Raw genomic sequence first — 2,852 nt, 5'->3', positions numbered from 1 at the left:
GGCGCGGCATCAGGCGGCCTCTGCCGCGCGGGCGGCGGCAAAGCGGGCGAGCGTCTCCAGCGCGGCCTCCAGCCGGTCGTCGGCCACGGTCAGCGCCACGCGCACATGGCCTGCCGCCGCCTGACCGAAGCTTTCGCCGGGCATCACCGCGATGCGGTGCGCGTCGAGCAGCGCATGGGCGAAGCCCTCGCCGCTCAGCCTCGTGGCCCGCACGTCCAGCAGGACATACATCGCTCCCTGCGCGGGCAGCAGGCGCAGCCCCTCGCGCCCCTCAAGCACCCGCGTGGCAAGGTCGCGGCGGCGGCGGAAGACCGCGGCGCCCTCGCGCTCCAGCGCGGGCTGGCCAAGAGCCACGATTCCCGCCTGCTGGATGAAGGTCGGCACGCCGTAGGTGGTCACCGTGGCAAGGTCGATCATCCGCGCGATGGCCTCTTCCGGCCCCACCACCCAGCCAAGGCGCGAGCCGGTCATCGCGTGGCTTTTCGACAGCGAGCCCACCACCAGCGTGCGTTCCGCCATGCCGGGCAGGGCGCGGGGGCTCAGATGCGTGCCCTCCCAGACGTGGGTGTCGTAGACCTCGTCCGAGATCAGCCAGAGGTCGTGGGCGCGGGCCACCTCTGCCACCCCCTCCAGCGTGTCGCGCGAATAGACCGCGCCGGTGGGATTGTTGGGGGTGTTGACCAGGAGCGACCGCGCGCCCGTCGCCGCCGCGCCCAGATCGGCGGCGCGGGGCTGGAAGCCGTCGTCGGGTCGCGTCTCGACCGCCACCGGGACCGCTCCGGCCGCGCGGATCGTGCCGGGATAGGTCGCGTAATAGGGATCGAGGTGCAGCGCCCGGTCGCCGGGGTCGCAGACCGCCATGTGGGCGGCGAAGAGCCCGGCCTGCCCGCCGGGGGTGATCAGCACGTTCTCCGGCGCCGTCGCCACGCCGGTCCGCTGGGCCACGCGGGCCGCAACCGCCTCGCGCAGGGCGCACAGGCCGGGGACCACCGCATAGCCCGTCTGGCCCGCCGTGGCGGCCGCGTGCATCGCGTCGAGGATCGGCCGCGGCGTGGTCCAGTCGTGCTCGCCCACGGTCAGTTCCAGCACCGCCTCGCCCGCCGCCTTCATCGCGCGGGCGCGATAGAACAGGTCCCAGCCGTCCGAGCCTCCGCCGGTGATGCCTTCGATCCGTTGCGACAGCCGCATCGCGTCCCTCCTTCGCCGTTCGGAAGGGTAGGGGCACGGCGCGCGGCGCGCTGTCAATCCCGGCGCGGCCGAAGATCGGGCCCGGGCCGGGGCGCGCCCGGGTTGGCGCGATCTGCCGGGAACGCTAGATCGGGAAGGGCCGGCCGGACCCGGCCGCACGTCGGAGGAGACCCCATGCCCGGACGCCTCGAACACGTGAACGTCACCGTCTCCGACCCGCGCGCCACGGCGCGGCTGCTGCAGAGGCTTTTCGGCTGGCACATCCGCTGGGAAGGACCGGCCAAGCACGAGGGCTACACCATCCATGTGGGCAGCGACGACAACTACGTGGCGCTCTACCGCGCGCCTGCCGCCTACGAGGGGCAGGGCCAGCGCCCGCCCGGCGACAGCTATGCCACGCGCGGCGGGCTCAACCACATCGCGGTGGTGGTGGATGACCTCGAGGCGGTGGAGGCGAAGGTCAGGGCAGAGGGCTTCACGCCCGAGAGCCACGCCGATTACGAGCCTGGGCGGCGCTTCTACTTCCGCGACGCGGACGGCATCGAGTTCGAGGTGGTGAGCTACGCCTGAGGCTGGACCGCGGGGCGACGGGCGTGGTAGGCAACGCGCATGACCACCGCCGCCATCATCCGCTGCTGCATTACCGGCTGACACACGCGCGGCGGGCCGGTCTTTTCGTTTCCAATCCCGAGTGACCCTGCTAAGCCCGCCGCGGCCCCACCCGCGCGAGAGAGACAGGGCATGACCGAGATCCACCTCACCAACACCCGCACCCGGACGAAGGATCCCTTCGCGCCGCTCGACCCGGCGAACGTGCGGATGTATGTCTGCGGCCCCACGGTCTACGACCGCGCGCATCTGGGCAACGCGCGGCCCGCGGTGGTCTTCGACGTGCTCTACCGTCTCCTGCGGCACGTCTACGGCGCCGATCACGTCACCTACGTCCGCAACATCACCGACGTGGAGGACAAGATCATCGACCGCGCGCGCGAGCGCGGCATCGGGATCGACGAGCTCACGCGCACCACGACCGAGTGGTATCATCAGGACATGGCGGCACTGGGCGTCCTGCCCCCAGACGCGGAGCCGCACGCCACGGGCTACATCCCTCAGATGGTCGGGATGATCGCGGCGCTGATCGAGCGCGGCTGCGCCTACGCGGCCCAAGGGCACGTCCTCTTCTCCGTGGAAAGCTACCCCGACTACGGGAAGCTGTCCGGCCGCTCGGTCGAGGACATGGTCGCCGGCGCGCGGGTCGAGGTCGCGCCCTACAAGAAGAACCCGATGGACTTCGTGCTTTGGAAGCCCTCTGCGCCGGACGAGCCCGGCTGGGACAGCCCCTGGGGCCGGGGGCGTCCGGGCTGGCACATCGAGTGCTCTGCCATGTCCCACGCGCTGCTGGGGGCGAGCTTCGACATCCACGGCGGCGGCGCCGACCTGATGTTTCCCCACCACGAGAACGAGGTGGCCCAAAGCTGCTGCGCGCACCCCGAGGGCAGTTTCGCCCGCTATTGGCTGCACAACGAGATGCTGCAGGTCGAGGGCAAGAAGATGTCGAAATCGCTCGGCAACTTCTTCACCGTGCGCGACCTGCTGGAGGGCAACTGGTCCGGCGGCTGGAAGGTGCCGGGCGAGGTGATCCGCTTCGTCTTCCTCGGCACGCA

At 71.3% G+C, this 2,852-nt stretch carries 3 protein-coding genes; 2 read left to right on the top strand and 1 reads right to left on the bottom strand.

Annotated features, from left to right (window positions below; all coding sequences use genetic code 11):
• Positions 1-9 precede the first annotated feature (9 nt).
• A complete protein-coding gene (locus ACLFOB_RS14800; protein WP_410926587.1) occupies positions 10-1,188 on the bottom strand; it encodes a pyridoxal phosphate-dependent aminotransferase in 1,179 nt (392 codons plus the stop codon).
• 174 nt (positions 1,189-1,362) lie between these two features.
• Here ACLFOB_RS14800 and ACLFOB_RS14795 point away from each other — a divergent pair, with 174 nt between their 5' ends.
• On the top strand, positions 1,363-1,758 hold the full coding sequence (locus tag ACLFOB_RS14795; protein ID WP_410926586.1) for a VOC family protein: 396 nt from the start codon (positions 1,363-1,365) through the stop codon (positions 1,756-1,758).
• Positions 1,759-1,929: 171 nt separating this feature from the next.
• Positions 1,930-2,852, top strand: a 923-nt coding sequence (gene cysS, locus ACLFOB_RS14790) for a cysteine--tRNA ligase (protein ID WP_410926585.1), incomplete at its 3' end; no start/stop codon positions are given.

This window comes from Rhodosalinus sp., assembly GCF_046542825.1.
Classification (GTDB): domain Bacteria; phylum Pseudomonadota; class Alphaproteobacteria; order Rhodobacterales; family Rhodobacteraceae; genus Rhodosalinus.
The sequence above is the reverse complement of the archived record's forward strand: the minus strand, read 5'-3'. Positions and strand labels throughout refer to the sequence as shown.